The organism is Mesorhizobium sp. B2-3-13 (assembly GCF_006442195.1).
Taxonomy (GTDB): domain Bacteria; phylum Pseudomonadota; class Alphaproteobacteria; order Rhizobiales; family Rhizobiaceae; genus Mesorhizobium; species Mesorhizobium salmacidum.
Genome location: NZ_VFVQ01000019.1, coordinates 14,536 through 28,915 on the forward strand (window position 1 = coordinate 14,536; position 14,380 = coordinate 28,915).

Annotated in this window: 11 protein-coding genes; 7 read left to right on the plus strand and 4 right to left on the minus strand. The window is 62.5% G+C overall.

The annotated features are described in order from the left end of the window. Window positions 1–285: 285 nt before the first annotated feature. From FJ941_RS21455 to FJ941_RS21465, 3 genes are all read left to right on the plus strand, one after another. The gene (locus FJ941_RS21455; RefSeq protein ID WP_140508715.1) at window positions 286–1,506 is read left to right on the plus strand and encodes an OmpP1/FadL family transporter; all 1,221 of its coding nucleotides are present in this window, start codon (window positions 286–288) and stop codon (window positions 1,504–1,506) included. Between the two features lie 290 nt (window positions 1,507–1,796). Continuing rightward, window positions 1,797–3,521, plus strand: coding sequence for a dihydroxy-acid dehydratase (ilvD, locus tag FJ941_RS21460; protein ID WP_140508717.1), 1,725 nt, complete (start codon window positions 1,797–1,799; stop codon window positions 3,519–3,521). Next, a complete protein-coding gene (locus FJ941_RS21465; protein ID WP_027146788.1) occupies window positions 3,508–4,356 on the plus strand; it encodes a tetratricopeptide repeat protein in 849 nt (282 codons plus the stop codon). Before ilvD ends, FJ941_RS21465 begins: the two co-directional genes overlap by 14 nt. Window positions 4,357–4,520: 164 nt before the next feature. On the opposite strand, the gene FJ941_RS21470 is transcribed toward FJ941_RS21465, so the two are convergent. The 4 genes from FJ941_RS21470 to erpA all read right to left on the minus strand — a co-directional run bounded on the left by FJ941_RS21470 (window position 4,521) and on the right by erpA (window position 6,478). After that, the gene (locus tag FJ941_RS21470) at window positions 4,521–4,838 is read right to left on the minus strand and encodes a hypothetical protein (RefSeq protein ID WP_181166059.1); all 318 of its coding nucleotides are present in this window, start codon (window positions 4,836–4,838) and stop codon (window positions 4,521–4,523) included. Between the two features lie 90 nt (window positions 4,839–4,928). Further along, on the minus strand, window positions 4,929–5,723 hold the full coding sequence (xth, locus tag FJ941_RS21475; RefSeq protein WP_140508721.1) for an exodeoxyribonuclease III: 795 nt from the start codon (window positions 5,721–5,723) through the stop codon (window positions 4,929–4,931). 7 nt (window positions 5,724–5,730) lie between these two features. Then, window positions 5,731–6,123 carry a VOC family protein gene (locus FJ941_RS21480; protein WP_140508723.1) on the minus strand — a complete coding sequence of 131 codons (393 nt, stop codon included), beginning with the start codon at window positions 6,121–6,123 and terminating at the stop codon, window positions 5,731–5,733. A 7-nt stretch (window positions 6,124–6,130) separates the two neighbouring features. Continuing rightward, window positions 6,131–6,478 (minus strand): iron-sulfur cluster insertion protein ErpA, encoded by a 348-nt coding sequence (gene erpA, locus FJ941_RS21485; protein ID WP_140508725.1) that lies wholly within the window; start codon window positions 6,476–6,478, stop codon window positions 6,131–6,133. Window positions 6,479–6,554: 76 nt separating this feature from the next. On the opposite strand from erpA, the gene FJ941_RS21490 reads away from it, so the two are divergent. From FJ941_RS21490 to nagZ, 4 genes are all read left to right on the plus strand, one after another. Further along, complete coding sequence (locus FJ941_RS21490) at window positions 6,555–7,769, plus strand: deoxyguanosinetriphosphate triphosphohydrolase (RefSeq protein WP_140508727.1); 1,215 nt, start codon at window positions 6,555–6,557, stop codon at window positions 7,767–7,769. Between the two features lie 61 nt (window positions 7,770–7,830). Continuing rightward, window positions 7,831–9,588, plus strand: coding sequence for an arginine--tRNA ligase (gene argS, locus FJ941_RS21495; protein WP_140508728.1), 1,758 nt, complete (start codon window positions 7,831–7,833; stop codon window positions 9,586–9,588). A gap of 103 nt (window positions 9,589–9,691) precedes the next feature. After that, window positions 9,692–13,162 (plus strand): SPOR domain-containing protein, encoded by a 3,471-nt coding sequence (locus tag FJ941_RS21500; RefSeq protein WP_140508730.1) that lies wholly within the window; start codon window positions 9,692–9,694, stop codon window positions 13,160–13,162. Window positions 13,163–13,326: 164 nt separating this feature from the next. Continuing rightward, complete coding sequence (gene nagZ, locus FJ941_RS21505; RefSeq protein WP_140508731.1) at window positions 13,327–14,346, plus strand: beta-N-acetylhexosaminidase; 1,020 nt, start codon at window positions 13,327–13,329, stop codon at window positions 14,344–14,346. The last annotated feature ends 34 nt before the right edge of the window (window positions 14,347–14,380 follow it).

The following is a 14,380-nucleotide window of genomic DNA, read 5'->3' on the forward strand; positions in this document are numbered from 1 at the left end:
TTAATGTTGACGTAAACGGGAGTTTTTGCCCCATTGTTGCCATAATGTAACAATGGGGCCGCAGACCGCTTAAATCGGCCCTTTTTGAGCCTTTCCGGTCGCTTTTTCCTTTTTTTGGAGCGGTGAACCTCACCAAAGACCGTTTTTTGGCGTCGCGGCGTCCGCCTGCATTTTGCCCGAAATACGTTGGGCGAACCCGTACATGTACGCCCAATGTATTCGTTATTGCACCGTTAACGTGAATTGGTTCTAGCTTGATCCACTAGTTATTCGGGGAGGATGTCCATGAGCAATTTGCGTCTGAAAGCACTGCTGGGGGCAGGGTGCTTTTCGTTGGCCTTGATGGGTTCGGTTATTCATCCGGCGCATGCCGGCGGTCTGGAGCGCGGCGGCTACGATATTGACCTGCTGTTCGATCCGGCGCCATTCGCTACGGAAGCTGAAGCGACCTATGTGATGCCAGATCGCAAGTATGAGAATGCGCGTGGTCCGGGCGGAGCAAATCTCGGCTTGGGCACCTCAGCCGATGGTGCCGAGGGTTATTGGGTTCCGCGCATTGGGGCCAAGGTCCAAGTTGTGCAAGGCGTCGATTGCATGGTCGACTATTCGCAACCCTGGGGCGCGCACACAGCGCCAGGTATATGGAACGGAGCGCTCTCCAATATCGAAACCGATATCAGGAGCGACAACTACGCAGGTACCTGCTCCTACAAGATGGATGCCGGCAAGGGCCAACTCCGCTTTATCGGCGGTTTGTTCTACCAGGATATCTCGGGCTTTAAGGAAAGCCTGGTGAATGTTTTTCCGGCACTGACGGGTCGTGTCGACCTCAAAACCAGCGGCTGGGGCTGGCGCGCGGGAATTGCTTACGAAATCCCCGACATCGCGTTGCGCGCAAGCTTGGTCTACAACTCGAAAGTCAAGCTCGACAATATCGAGGGAACACTGGATCTCACCAGTATCGGCAGGGGTATTACCCCCATCTACGGCTCAACGCAGTACATGCCTGATACCCTGGAGTTGAAACTTCAGTCAGGCATCGCGCCCGGCTGGCTCGCCTTTGGCTCGGTCAAGTGGGTCAACTGGAGCGTGCTGCAAAGCGTTCCGATCTGCCCGGTGGGTTTCCCCGCTTCGTCATGCTTCACCGGTTCGCCGGCCGCGGTGACTTCGCTCGATCTGATGTATCGTGACGGCTGGACCGTCACAGGAGGTCTGGGCCACAAGTTCAACGATCAGTGGAGTGCCGCCGGCCAGCTTTCGTGGGATCGTGGCACCTCGCATGGCTATGGCGCGCAGACTGATACATGGACGCTGGGTGGTGGCGTGGCCTATACGCCGTCGCCGAGCGTCGAAATTCGTTTGGCGGGAGCGGTCGGCGTGTTGACCAGCGGTCACTCAGGAGAATTGGCCGGTGAAAACGGCTATATTGCCGGCGAGGATGCCAGCTACGACTTCGGCAATGATCTGGTCACGGCAATTTCCGGTGGCGTAAAGATAAAGTTCTAAACTATTGAATGTATTGGAAAAGGCCGGGCGTTGCCCGGCCTTTTTCATTTAAGCCGACATCACTGGTATGTCCGGTATCCAAGCGGCGTTGCATATAAGCCGCACTCCCGGCCGCCTCGCGCAATTGTGACGTTTCAGCAACACTTTCTGAACAACCCCTCCGCTAAGGGGCAGGCCGGGGAAATTGCCTATTTCCCGCCATAAACCCGGCGCACCTCGATCTTGTCCCGGGACATGCTCCAAAAGGCTCGGCGATGGGACAGGCCGCACCGCCCGCGGCAAGGATGAGAATGGACGCCAAGGTCATTTCAAAGGCTAAGCTCCCTAGCCGCCATGTGACTGTCGGTCCGGCGCGTGCGCCGCACCGGTCCTATCTCTATGCCATGGGCCTGTCGGCGGCCGAGATCGCGCAGCCGCTGGTCGGCGTCGCGTCCTGCTGGAACGAAGCAGCACCCTGCAACATCTCGCTGATGCGCCAGGCGCAGGTGGTCAAGAAGGGCGTCGCAGCCGCCAACGGCACGCCGCGCGAGTTCTGCACCATCACCGTCACCGATGGCATCGCCATGGGCCACCAAGGCATGAAGTCGTCCCTGGTGTCGCGCGAGGTCATCGCCGATTCGGTCGAGCTCACGATGCGCGGCCATTGCTACGATGCGCTGGTCGGCCTCGCCGGCTGCGACAAGTCGCTGCCCGGCATGATGATGGCCATGGTGCGGCTCAACGTGCCGTCGATCTTCATCTATGGCGGTTCGATCCTGCCCGGCAGCTATCGCGGCCGCCAGATCACCGTGCAGGATGTGTTCGAGGCGGTCGGCCAGCACTCGGTCGGCACGATCGACGATGCCGAGCTGCTTGAAATCGAGCAGGCCGCCTGTCCGTCGGCCGGTTCCTGCGGCGCCCAGTTCACCGCCAACACCATGGCCACCGTCGCGGAGGCAATTGGCCTCGCGCTGCCCTATTCCTGCGGCGCACCGGCGCCCTACGAAATGCGCGACCGTTTCAATTTCGCCTCGGGCGAAAAGATCATGGAGCTGATCGCGAAAAACATCCGCCCGCGCGACATCGTCACGCTGAAGGCGCTGGAAAACGCGGCGACCGTGGTTTCGGCCACCGGCGGCTCGACCAATGCGGCACTGCATCTGCCGGCGATCGCGCATGAGGCGGGGATCAAGTTCGACCTGTTCGACGTGGCGAAAATCTTCGAGAAGACGCCCTACATCGCCGACCTCAAGCCAGGCGGCAAATATGTCGCCAAGGACATGTTCGAGGCAGGCGGCATCCCGCTGCTGATGAAGACGCTGCTTGACCACGGCTATCTGCATGGCGATTGCCTGACGGTCACTGGCCGTACTTTGGCCGAAAATATGGAGCACGTTGCCTGGAATGAACACCAGGATGTGGTCCGCCCGGCCAACAGACCTATTACCCAAACCGGCGGTGTCGTGGGGTTGAAGGGAAACCTTGCCCCCGAAGGCGCGATCGTGAAGGTCGCGGGCATGGCGGAGTTGAAATTCTCCGGCCCGGCGCACTGCTTCGATTCGGAAGAGGAATGTTTTGAGGCGGTGACGAACCGCGCCTATCAGGAAGGCGAGGTTCTGGTCATCCGCTATGAAGGACCGCGCGGCGGCCCGGGCATGCGCGAGATGCTGTCGACGACGGCGGCACTCTACGGCCAGGGCATGGGCGGCAAGGTGGCGCTGATCACCGATGGCCGCTTCTCGGGCGCGACACGCGGCTTCTGCATCGGCCATGTCGGGCCGGAAGCGGCGGTGGGCGGCCCGATCGGTCTCATCAGGGATGGCGACGTGATCACGATCGACGCGGTGAACGGCACGATCGAGGTGGCGCTGTCCGAGAGCGAGCTGGCGGCGCGAGCGAAGACTTGGAAGACGCGCACGACCGACTATCAGTCTGGCGCGATATGGAAATACGCACAAACGGTAGGGTCCGCCAGGGATGGCGCGGTCACCCATCCGGGCGGTGCGAAAGAAACACACTGCTATGCGGATATCTGAGTTGTTGAAGTCAACACCAGAGTTGTTGAGGTCATCCGTCCTTTCGGCACTGGTCGCGGTTGCGATCTTTGGCGCCGTGGGCCAGGCCATGGCCTTCGACGACAAGGTGTTCGACGACAAGACCGGCGTGAAGCCGCAGTCGAGCCCCTGGGCGGTGTTCCAGTTCGGTTTCTCCGCCTACAAGAGTGGCCACAAGGAGCAGGCCGCCGAGGCCTATAAATACGCCGCCGAAAACGGCCAGATCGGCGCCACCTGGAAGCTTGCCCGCATGTATGCCGAAGGCGACGGCGTGGCCCGCGACGATTATGAGGCGTTCAAGTTCTTCTCGGAGATCGTCGACCAGGACGTCGAGCCCGGCTCTCCGGAAGAAAGCTACGTCTCCGACGCTCTGGTGGCGCTCGGTGACTATCTGCGCACGGGCATTCCCGGCAGCCCGGTCACCGAGAACGAGGTGGCGGCGCAGGAATACTACATGCGCGCCGCCGCCAACTACCGCAATCCGAACGCCCAGTTCGAGATGGGCCAGATGTTCCTGAAGGGCGAGGGCGGCGTGAAGGCCAGCGTCAAGCAGGCCGGGCGCTGGTTCCAGCTCGCCGCCGAGAAGGGCCATGCCGGCGCACAGGCGACGCTTGGCCACCTGTTGTTCCAGAGCGGCAAGATCGTGCGTGGCCTGGCGATGATGACCGCGGCCCTCGAGCGTGCGTCGCCGGCCGATCAGCCCTGGATCCGCGGCATGCAGGAAGAGGCGTTCGCCGCGGCCGGCGAAGCCGACCGCCGCACCGCGATCTCGCTGGCGGACGATATCCTGACCAAGGGCAACAACACCGATCAGTAGGCTTTTCTCCCGTTACTATGCGACGAGCGGAGGAGCGATCCGTGTAGTGGACGAAAAGCCAACTGCTTGGCTTTTCGAGCAACAAACGCCAGCAAGGCACCGAGGGGCAGCGTCGGCCTATCAAGGCTCATCTCGACCTGAAGGCGAGGCAATCCAGAAGAAAATCAGTTTTCGGTCGGTTCCGTCGGCACCATGCTTGGCGCGGGTGTCGAGATCGGCGTGACTTGCACGTGCGGCGCCATGGTGTTTGCGGGGCAGCTATCGCCAACCTTGGTCCAGGATGTGTTGTTGAGCACCATGTCGCAGCGAGCCAAATGACTCTGATCGGCGACCGTCAGGCAGGCGACCTGGCCGACCGGATAGGATTTTCCATTGGCAAGACATTCCTGCGCGGCGAGAGCCGGCACGATCGCGACCGTGGCGAATGCCAAGCCGATCGGACAAAGAGCAAATCGAATGGTCATGGGAACCCCGGCCGCCATGATGATCTCCCATCATGCGTCGGAATGTGGCGATATGAGGTCCTCCGGTATCGGCGCGCCCGGCACTAGCCCGCAGCGGCAGGCCCCAGGTCAGGCCGGCAGCAAGGCGAGGTCGATGGCAACCGGGACGTGATCGGACGGTTTTTCCCAGGCGCGCACATGCTTTTCGATCGAGGCCGATGAGAACCTGTTCGCGGCTTCCGGCGACAACAGCAGATGGTCGATGCGGATGCCGTTGTTCTTCTGCCAGGCGCCGGCCTGATAGTCCCAGAAGGTGTAGGTGTCCGAGGCATCGGTGACCGCGCGCACCGCCTCGGTGAAGCCGAGGTTCAAAAGCCGCCGGAAGGCTTGCCGCGTCTGCGGCTGGAACAGCGCGTCGCTCAGCCAGTTCTCGGGAAATCGCGCGTCGACCGGCTCGGGGATGACGTTATAGTCCCCGGCCAGCACCAGCGCCTCTTCCAGCCTCAGGCGCTCCTGCGCCCAGAGCTCCAGCCGCGCCATCCAGGACAGCTTATAGGGAAACTTCTTCTCGTCATCGATCGGGTTGCCGTTCGGCAGATAGAGCGAGGCGACGCGAAGCGCCCCCTTGTCGGTCGAGAACACGCCTTCGATGAAACGCGCCTGTTCGTCGGCATCGTCGCCCGGCAGGCCTTTGATAACTTCGTCGAAGCGCAGCTTCGACAGCAGCGCGACACCGTTGAAGCCCTTCTGGCCGTGGATTTCGACATTGTAGCCAAGCGCCTCGATCTCGGCGCGCGGGAACTGCTCGTCGACCGTCTTGATCTCCTGCAGGCAGACGATGTCGGGCGCGCTTTCGGTCAGCCAATGGGTCAGGTTGCCGATGCGGGCGCGCACGCCATTGATGTTCCAGGTGACGATTTTCATGACGGTCTCATTGTTCCTGCGACGGAAGGCGTTCGACGAGTCCGATCGTATTGCCTGCCGGGTCCTTTAGAAAGGCCATCCATTCGCTTTCCCCCGCCGGACCGAACTGCCCCTCGGTGTCGCGATGGACCAGCATCGGGGGCGCGGTGAAGGGAATACCGGCTGCCCTTGCCTCGGCGTGGAAGGCTTCGAGGCCAACACTATCGAGATAGATGGTGCCGGCCGGGATGCCATCGGTGAACAACAGCCTGACATCGCCGGCCATGATGAAGGCGATGCCGGGCGGATCGTAGCGGGCATGAACGCTCATGCCGAGGACATCGCGCCAAAAGGCCAACGTCGCGTCGAGGTCGCGACCGGCGGAGAGCGCAACCTGACGAACCGCGCCGGTTGCGGGCATCTCGGTCCTAGATGGAGAAGCTGGTGCCGCAGCCGCAGGAGGCGACCGCATTCGGGTTCCTGATCTGGAACGACTGGCCCATCAAATCGTCGACGAAGTCGATGACCGAACCGCCCATATAGACCAGGGACAGATCGTCGATCAGCACCGTGGCACCGTCCTTTTCGATAGCGACGTCGTCGTCGTTGCGTGTGTCGACCAGGTCGAACTTGTAGGAAAAGCCGGAGCAGCCGCCGCCTTCGACTGAAACGCGCAGCGCTGTCTTGCCGGCTTCGGCCGAAACAATCCTGGCGATCCGCTTGGCGGCAGCCTCGGTCATCTCGACTTTCATGGCGGTCTTGGCATCTGCGCCCATAGGCGTCACCTTGCTTTCGGTTTCACATGATAGGTATGAAGCGCGACGGGGCAAGTCAACTGCGGCAGCATCAGCCATGACAAATGAGCTTGGCGACATCGGATTCGGCTATCGGCCACGCGCGGCCTATGCCACGGATCCGGCCCGCTCGCGCGGCCGGCTGTTCGATGAGGTGGAAAGTCCGACCCGCACGCCGTTCCAGCGCGACCGCGACCGAATCATCCATTCGACGGCGTTTCGGCGGCTCAAACACAAGACGCAGGTCTTCATCGCCCATGAAGGCGACCACTACCGCACAAGGCTGACGCATTCGATCGAAGTGGCGCAGATCGCGCGTGCGCTGGCGCGGGCGCTGCGCGGCGACGAGGATCTCGCCGAGGCGGTGGCGCTGGTGCATGATTTCGGCCACACGCCCTTTGGCCACACAGGCGAGGACGCGCTGAACGAAAAGATGGCGGCTTGGGGCGGCTTCGACCACAACGCACAATCGCTGCGCATCGTGACCAGGCTGGAGGCTCGCTACGCCGAATTCGATGGGCTCAATCTGAGCTGGGAAACGCTGGAAGGCCTGGTCAAGCACAATGGTCCGCTCACCGACAGCAGCGGCCAGGGCCTGAAAGGGCCGGTACCGCAGGCGATCCGCGACTACTCGCAATTGCAGGATCTCGAACTTGACCGGTTCGCCGGCATCGAAGCGCAGTGCGCGGCGATTGCCGATGACATCGCCTACAACACGCATGATATCGACGATGGGCTGCGGTCAGGGCTTTTGACGCTGGACATGCTGAAGGCCGTTTCGCTGCCCGGAACGATCCTGAAGAGTGTGCGTGAGCGCTATCCCAGGCTTGATGACGTGCGCACCGGCCACGAATTGATGCGGCGGCAGATCACGGCCATGGTCGAGGATGTGATCAAGTCGACGACCGCCAATCTGGAGCGGATCAGGCCGCCGAGTGCCGACGCGGTAAGGGCGGCGGGCGAGACGATGGTGACCTTTTCGGCCGAGATGGCGGAAGCCGAGAAGGAACTGAAGGCCTTCCTCTACAAGCACCTCTACCGGCACGAGGAGGTCATGCGGGTGCGCGCGGACGCCGAGCAGATCGTCAGGGACCTGTTCGATGTCTATTTTGCCGATCCGCGCGCCATGCCGGACGGCTGGCGCGAAGGGCTGGACCGCGCGCAGGATCGCATCAAGGCGCGCAGCGTCGCCGATTTCCTGGCCGGCATGACCGACACCTACGCGCTCAAGGAACACAGGCGTTTGTTTGACCGCACCCCGGATTTGAGCTAGGGCGGGCTCGATTTGCCGGCCAACGGGCCGGATTCGTCACAAAGCCGCCAGAGCATACACCATGAACATCTTCGCCGATTTCACCGCGCGAGTCGTAAAAGCTGTCGAAGCGCTTGACCTGAAAGACAAGGACGGCGTTTCGCCTGATCTGTCGCGTATCGCCGTCGAGCCGCCGCGCGACGCCACACACGGCGATCTCGCGACCAACGCGGCAATGGTGCTGGCCAAGCCGACCGGACAAAACCCGCGCGCGCTGGCCGAGAAACTGGCGGAAGCGCTACGGGCCGACAGGGACGTCGCCGCCGCCGAGGTCGCCGGTCCGGGTTTCGTCAATCTGCGGCTCAAGGACGGTTTCTGGCAGGCGCATTTGTCGGCGCTTCTGGGCGAGGGGCGCAATTATGGCCGTTCGACGATCGGCGCCGGCCACAAAACCAACGTCGAATATGTCTCGGCCAACCCGACCGGGCCGATGCATGTCGGCCATTGCCGGGGTGCCGTCGTCGGTGATGCGCTCGCCAACCTGATGGCGTTCGCCGGCTACGACGTGACCAAGGAATATGTCATCAACGACGCCGGTGGGCAGATCGACGTGCTTGGCCGCTCGGTCATACTGCGCTACCGCGAGGCGCTCGGTGACGACATCGGCGAGATACCACCAGGGCTTTATCCGGGCGACTATCTCGTCCCTCTTGGCCAGGCGCTAGCCAAGGAATTTGGCCGGGGCCTGCTGCAGATGCCGGACGAGGAGGCGCTGGCTATCGTCAAGGATCGCGCCATCGATGCGATGATGGCGATGATCCGCGAGGACTTGGCGCTGCTCAACGTCCACCACGACGTGTTTTTCTCCGAACGCACGCTGCATGCAGACAATGCCCGGAAGATCCGCTCTGCGATCAACGACCTGACGCTGAAGGGCCATATCTACAAGGGCAAGCTGCCGCCGCCCAAGGGCGAGAAGCCGGACGACTGGGAAGACCGCGAACAGACGCTGTTCCGCTCGACCGCCGTCGGCGACGACATGGACCGGGCGCTGGTCAAGTCCGATGGCTCGTTCACCTATTTCGCCGCCGATGTGGCGTATCTGAAGGACAAGGTCGATCGCGGCTTCGTCGACCTGATCTATGTTCTCGGTGCCGACCATGGCGGCTACGTCAAGCGCCTGGAAGCCTTGGCGCGGGCGATTGCCGGCGACGACGTCAAGCTCACCGTCCTCTTGTGCAACCTGGTCAAGCTGTTTCGCGATGGCGAGCCGGTGCGTATGTCGAAGCGGTCCGGCGACTTCGTGACGCTGCGCGAGGTGGTGGAGGAAGTCGGACGCGATCCGATCCGCTTCATGATGCTCTATCGCAAGAACGATGCGCCGCTCGATTTCGACTTCGCCAAGGTGACCGAGCAGTCCAAGGACAATCCGGTGTTCTACGTGCAGTATGCCTCGGCGCGCTGCCATTCGGTGTTCCGGCAAGCGAGCGAACAGTTGGGGGAGGCGAATTTCGATCGCAACGGCCTGGCGGCCGCGGTAACGTCGCTGACCGACGAAGGTGAAATCGGCCTGATCCGAAAACTCGCTGAATATCCGCGTCTGATCGAGTCCGCCTCTCTTGCGCTCGAGCCGCATCGGCTGGCATTTTATCTCTATGATCTGGCTTCCAGTTTCCATGGACACTGGAACCGTGGCACGGATAATCCGGACTTACGTTTTGTTAAGGTTAACAACCGACAATTGACGCATGCCAGACTAGGGCTGGTGCAGGCTGTTTCGGATGTTCTGACGTCCGGCCTGACGTTGATCGGAGCCGCCGCGCCCACCGAAATGCGTTAGGTTTGACTAAAAAACCTGTCACCTTTTGCCCACATTGCGCTGGTAAGGGCCAACCCTGCGCGACGTCCAAGGCGTCCGAATGAGTGCGAGTTCGGGAACAATAATGGCAGACAGAACCCAGCTGAGAGTAGCCGACAACAACGATATCGGCGAGGATGATCCGTTCGCGGAACTGACCAGGATCATGGGATTTGACCCACGCCAGCCGGTCAAGCCGGCCGAGCCGAAAGCCGCTGTCGCCGATGGGGCTGCGCGAGAGAGCGATTTCGACATCGATCTCGAGAAGGAACTGATGGGCGAGTTCGACGCTCTCGATAGCGTTGCTGCTCCAGTTGTCGAAGCTCGTGAGCCGGCATTCGAGCCGATGGCCGTCGATGTGGCGGACGACGATCTTGCGCTGTCGCTCGATGACGATTTCCACCTGGACATGGCTGAAGTCGATGACCAGGCGGTCGCCGCCAGCCATGCGAACCCTGGCGCCTCGGAAGCCGTGCTGTCCGTCGAGCCTGCCTTGGACGCCGCTTTCGACAGTGCCGTCGCCAGTTCTCTCGAAGACGTTTCGTCCTTCGACGACGATCTGCCAATAGAGGACGAGCTTGCCGCCTCGCTCGACCAGGATTTCCATATCGAGGACGAGGCAGCCGAGACCCGGTATGCCGTTGAATCGCCGGTTGCCGAAGTGCCGGTGGCCGTCGAGCCGGCCTCCAATCATGAAGTCGACGATGCGGTCGCCATCTCGCTCGAAGACGAGCTGATGCTCGACGACCATCAGCGCCAAGAGGCTGCTGTCGAATATCCAGAACCTGTACTGGCCGCCGCGAGTGAGACCCAGGCGATCTCCGAAGAGGATTTCGTGGGTCACTTCGAAGACGCCATGGCAGATGTCGACGTGGATGTTCAGGCGGATGAGCCAGAGGCTTTTGACGACACGCAAGCGCACCAGTTGCTTGCCGATGCCGTCGACACGACGGACGAGATTCCAGGTGTTGAAGCCATTTCGGGCCACTCTTTCGACCTGAATTTGGACGAGGCGTTTGCCCTACCTGGCGAAGAGCCCGTCGCTGAAATCGCCGCGGCTCCGGCGCAGTCGGCAGCGCCCGTGGCAACCATTGTGCCGCCAGTGCAAGCCCCCATCGCGGACGAACGAAGCCTCGAAGACGAGTTGAACGCGCTTCTTGGCGCCATGACCGCGCGCACGCCGCCATCGGCCAAGGAGCCGGTCATGGCTCAGCCTGTCGTGAACCAGCCGGCCGCGGTACCCGTTCAGCCGCCTCTCGGCGCGACAGCAAAGGTCGCGGAGGAACCCGCCGATCTTGTTGGTGATCTCGACTGGGATCTCGATGAAGCAGTATCCGAGGATGTGCATCACGCCGGATCCGCCCAGGCCGCCGGCGCCAACCTCGACGACCTGTTGCTCGATGAACTTCAGGACCAGGATTTCGGTTCGGATGGCGCTGAACTGGGCGATGTCGATCTCGACAATGATGCCTTGGATGCCGCCCTGGCCAAAAGCATCGATTCGCATGACGAAACAGCGTCCCGGCGGGATCAGGCCGATTCGCTTGATTGGCTGGCGGATCGCTCCGCACAGTCGGAGCCTGCCCGTTCTTGGAGCCGCGTGACACCGGTCCCCCAACAGCCGGCATTTGCCGCGCAGCCTGTCGCCTCGACGGCGGCCAGGACGGCAGCGCCGGAAGTGGCCACGGTGCCTTCCTACCGTTCGGCCGAGCCGGCTGCAGCTGCTCCCTATATGGCTCCGGTGTCGGCACCGCAGGCGCCGCAGTCCTCAAGCTATGAAGAGATGCCCGATGTCGAGACGGTCGATGTGCCGGAGCGTGTCGTGGCGCTGGCTGACGATCTAGACATTCCAGAGTTGCATTTCGAGGAAGATCAGCCGGCAGCGTCCGGTTATGACGATCTCGACGCCGAATTCGCCAGTCTTCTGACTGAGATGAATTCCGTGGAGGTCGCGCCTGCCGACGCCAGCGCCGCCGCTTATGCCGACGAATCCTACAATGCCGGGTACAATCCGGGATATGACGGCGTCAATCTGGGATATGACAGGGTCAATCCGGGCTATGACAGCGTCAATCCCAGATATGGCGCGGCCAATCCGGGATATGGCGCGGCCAATCCGGGATATGGCGCAGCCAATCCGGGATCCGAAGAGCCCAGGCAAGCCTATCAGCCGGAGGCGCGGACCTATGCGGCACGGCCGGCGGAAATGGCTGCCCGCGCGTCGGCGGCTTCGGCCTATGCCGATGCTGCCGAAGGCTTCGATCTCGACAATCTGCCCGGCAGCCAGCCGGTCTCGCAGGCGGACGATTTTACCGTCGATGAACTCGACTACGATCCCGAACTGGACGAAGCGATGTCGGTTCCGGGCCTCGGCGAGCGGGAAGCCGCCAGGTCGTCGGGCCGGCGCGGCCTGTTCATTGCCGCGATTGTCGGTGCCGTGGCGGTCGCTGGCGGTCTTGGCGCCTTCGCGCTGTCTTTTGGCGGCAAGGGCGGCAGCGAAGCTCCGGTGATCGTCAAGGCCGACAATTCGCCGATCAAGATCAAGCCGGAAAATCCGGGCGGCACCGTGGTGCCGAACCAGGACAACAAGGTCTATGACGCGGTGGTCAAGGGTGCGAAGCCCGCCGAGCCGGTCCAGCAGAAGCTTGTCACCAACGTCGAGGAACCGGTGAACGTGCAGGCGAAGGACGCGGCCCGCGCCGTCGATCTTTCCCCCGACCAGAACGCCGCCGCCGGCACGGATAGTGGTGGCGATGTTTCGACCGCCGGCGCGGCCTCGGCCGACAATGCGACGCCCTCGCCGAAGTCGGAGGATCGCATCGCCCAGGTCCTGCAGGACGCCGACATGGGCACCAACAATAATGTCGTTGCCGTTGCGCCGCGCAAGGTCAGGACCATGGTGGTCAAATCCGACGGCTCACTGGTGGCGCGCGAAGACCCGGCACCGGCGGCACCTCAGGTGGCCGCGGCGGAGCCGACCGATCCGGCGCCACAGCATGTGGCGCCTGCCGGTCAGGCCGAGGCCGACCAGACTGGCACTGACCAGACTGGCACTGACCAGACTGGCACTAACCAGACCGGCACCGACCAGACCGGCACCGTGGCGCCCGCCGCCGCGCGGGCCGACGATGAGCCGGCTCTGAAGCCCGCCGCCAAGCCTGCCAAGGCTGAAGCCAAGACGCAGTCGGCCAATACGCCAGCCAAGGTTGCGATCGCGCCGCAGCGTCCGTCCGACCAGCCGGTCGACGTGGTCGGCGAGGTCAAGCCCGATCAGGTCGCTTCCATCGATCCGGCCTCGACCGCGACCGGCAGCGGTTCGTGGTCGATACAGATCGCTTCGCAGCCGACGGTGGACAGCGCCCAATCGACCTACCAGGATCTGCAGCGCCGCTATGGCAGCGTGCTTTCCGGCCGCACCGCCAACATCGTCAAGGCCGAGATTGCCGGCAAGGGCACGTTCTACCGCGTCCGCGTTCCGGCCCAGTCGCGCAACGATGCCATCAATTTGTGCACCAGCTACAAGGCTGCGGGCGGCAACTGCTTCGTCTCGCGCTAGACCTCGATCCATCTCCCAAAGCCGGCGCGGCCCAAGGCCACGCCGGCTTTTTCATATGGCGACATTCATATGCCTGACTTTTTCATGTGGAAGCATGTCTTGCAGTCCGCCGCATGCGGTCAGGCATGATTCCCTTTGATCGCGCGAAGCCCTAGACTTCTGAAATGACCGAATCAAAATCCATGATCCTCGGCTGTGCCGGGAAATCGCTCACCCGCGAAGAAATCAATTTCTATCGCAACGAATGCCCGTGGGCCTTCATCCTGTTTGCCCGCAATATCGGCGAGGCCGAGCAGATCCGCGATCTGGTCGCCGAAATGCGCGACTGTATCGGACGCGCCGACGCGCTGGTGTTCATCGACCAGGAAGGCGGCAGGGTACAACGCCTGCGGCCGCCGCTGGCGCCGAACTATCCGGCCGGTGGCGCGCTTGGGGCGCTGTGGCGCGATGACCACGACGCCGGTGCCCGCGCCGCCTGGCTGATGGCGCGGCTGCATGCCTTCGACCTGCTGCGCTACGGCATATCGGCGGATTGCCTGCCGGTGCTCGACGTGCCGATCGAAGGGGCCAGCGATGTCATCGGCGCGCGCGCCTATGGCAAGGATCCGCGTCCGGTCATCGAACTCGGCCGCGCCGCGGCCGAGGGCCTGATGTCGGGTGGCGTGCTGCCCGTGATGAAGCATATTCCGGGGCACGGCCGGGCCTTTGCCGACACGCATTTCGAACTGCCTGTCGTCGACGCCTCGCTCAGCGATCTGCAGCGGCACGACTTTGCTCCGTTCCGCGAGCTCAACCATCTGCCGATGGCAATGACCGCGCATGTCGTCTACAGCGCGATAGACCCCAAGAACCCGGCGACGACTTCCGGCAAGGTCATCGACGAGATCATTCGACGCGAGATCGGCTTCGATGGACTGCTGATGAGCGACGACACATCGATGAAGGCACTTTCTGGGGATTTCCCGACAAAGGCGGCCTCGATCCTTGCGGCGGGCTGCGATCTGGTCCTTCACTGCAACGGTGTTTTTGAGGAGATGGCTGGCATCGCATCGCGCACCACGGGGCTTGAAGGCACGTCGCTGGAGCGCGCCAAGCGGGCGATGACCTATATAAGCAAGCGCGACGCGGCCGAAGAAACCGAGATCCGTGCCGAATTCGCCACCTATTTCGACGCGGTGGCTTAGCAAGAGGACGTGACAGGCAGTGGCGGAAGCATTG

What these genes read in the sequence shown, in the direction of transcription:
- argS (WP_140508728.1), top strand. Translation starts at nt 7,831, where the DNA reads ATGAACATCTTCGCCGATTTCACCGCGCGAGTCGTAAAAGCTGTCGAA.
- ilvD (WP_140508717.1), top strand. Translation starts at nt 1,797, where the DNA reads ATGGACGCCAAGGTCATTTCAAAGGCTAAGCTCCCTAGCCGCCATGTG.
- FJ941_RS21470 (WP_181166059.1), bottom strand. Translation starts at nt 4,838, where the DNA reads ATGGCGGCCGGGGTTCCCATGACCATTCGATTTGCTCTTTGTCCGATC.
- xth (WP_140508721.1), bottom strand. Translation starts at nt 5,723, where the DNA reads ATGAAAATCGTCACCTGGAACATCAATGGCGTGCGCGCCCGCATCGGC.
- FJ941_RS21490 (WP_140508727.1), top strand. Translation starts at nt 6,555, where the DNA reads ATGACAAATGAGCTTGGCGACATCGGATTCGGCTATCGGCCACGCGCG.
- FJ941_RS21455 (WP_140508715.1), top strand. Translation starts at nt 286, where the DNA reads ATGAGCAATTTGCGTCTGAAAGCACTGCTGGGGGCAGGGTGCTTTTCG.
- FJ941_RS21480 (WP_140508723.1), bottom strand. Translation starts at nt 6,123, where the DNA reads ATGCCCGCAACCGGCGCGGTTCGTCAGGTTGCGCTCTCCGCCGGTCGC.
- erpA (WP_140508725.1), bottom strand. Translation starts at nt 6,478, where the DNA reads ATGGGCGCAGATGCCAAGACCGCCATGAAAGTCGAGATGACCGAGGCT.
- FJ941_RS21500 (WP_140508730.1), top strand. Translation starts at nt 9,692, where the DNA reads ATGGCAGACAGAACCCAGCTGAGAGTAGCCGACAACAACGATATCGGC.
- nagZ (WP_140508731.1), top strand. Translation starts at nt 13,327, where the DNA reads ATGACCGAATCAAAATCCATGATCCTCGGCTGTGCCGGGAAATCGCTC.
- FJ941_RS21465 (WP_027146788.1), top strand. Translation starts at nt 3,508, where the DNA reads ATGCGGATATCTGAGTTGTTGAAGTCAACACCAGAGTTGTTGAGGTCA.